The 1023-nt window shown below is 61.0% G+C and carries 1 protein-coding gene; it reads right to left on the bottom strand.

Annotated elements, in window-relative coordinates; genetic code table 11:
* Positions 1 to 1010: cytochrome ubiquinol oxidase subunit I (locus tag DFO50_RS18750; RefSeq protein WP_112693023.1), on the bottom strand; the 1010-nt coding region annotated here is incomplete at its 3' end.
* Between the last annotated feature and the right edge of the window lie 13 nt (positions 1011 to 1023).

The raw sequence follows: 1023 nt of genomic DNA, 5'->3' as shown, positions 1-1023 counted from the left end.
CGGTCGGCGCGCAGGGTTTCCAGCGCCTTGACGGCCACGATGCCGGAGTCGATGCGCTGCCGGTTCCGGGCGACGATCTCGTGGATGCCCGGGATCTCCCGGTCGACCGAGCGGGTGCCGATCAGCCCCATCACCCAGGGAATCTCGATTGCCCAGTCATTCTTCATCTCGGCCTGGTTCGGCCAGGCAATCAGATTGAACGACGCCGGCGCCGGTTCGGTGTGCCACATGGCCTCCATCGCCGCCAGCTTGGTCTGCTGCGCCTCGCCGACGGTATAGCCGGACTCGTCACCCAGCACGATCACCGAGCACACCGAGGCGAAGCCGAACGCGGCGGCAATGCGAAAGCTCTTCCTGGCGAATTCGACGTCGCGCTTGCGCAGCAGGTACCAGCTCGATATCGACAGCACGAACATGGCGCCGGTCACATAGCCGGCAGACACGGTATGGACGAACTTGGCCTGGGCATCCGGGTTGAATACCACGGCCCAGAAATCGGTCATTTCCATGCGCATGGTTTCATAACTGAACTCGGCGCCGACCGGGTTCTGCATCCAGCCGTTGGCGATCAGGATCCACAGCGCGGACAGATTGGTCCCCACCGCCATCAGAATGGTCACCAGCAGGTGCTGCTTGCGCGACAGCCGGTCCCAGCCAAAGAAGAACAGACCAATAAAGGTCGATTCGAGGAAGAAGGCCATCAGGCCCTCGATTGCCAGCGGTGCGCCGAAAATGTCACCGACGTAGTGCGAGTAGTAGGCCCAGTTGGTCCCGAACTGGAATTCCAGCGTGATGCCGGTCGTGACGCCCAGTGCAAAGTTGATGCCGAACAGCTTGCCCCAGAAACGCGTCATGTCGCGATAGACCACCTGGCCGGTCATCACATGGACGGACTCCATGATGACCAGCATCCAGACCATGCCCAGCGTCAGTGGCACGAACAGAAAATGGTACATCGCCGTCGCGGCAAACTGCAGCCGGGACAGGTCGACCACACTATCAATTGGCATGTATTTCTCCTTG

Source organism: Microvirgula sp. AG722, from assembly GCF_003269145.1.
GTDB classification, from domain to species: domain Bacteria; phylum Pseudomonadota; class Gammaproteobacteria; order Burkholderiales; family Aquaspirillaceae; genus Microvirgula; species Microvirgula aerodenitrificans.
Note: the sequence above shows the minus strand (reverse complement) of the source record. Positions and strands in the feature narration are given on the sequence as shown.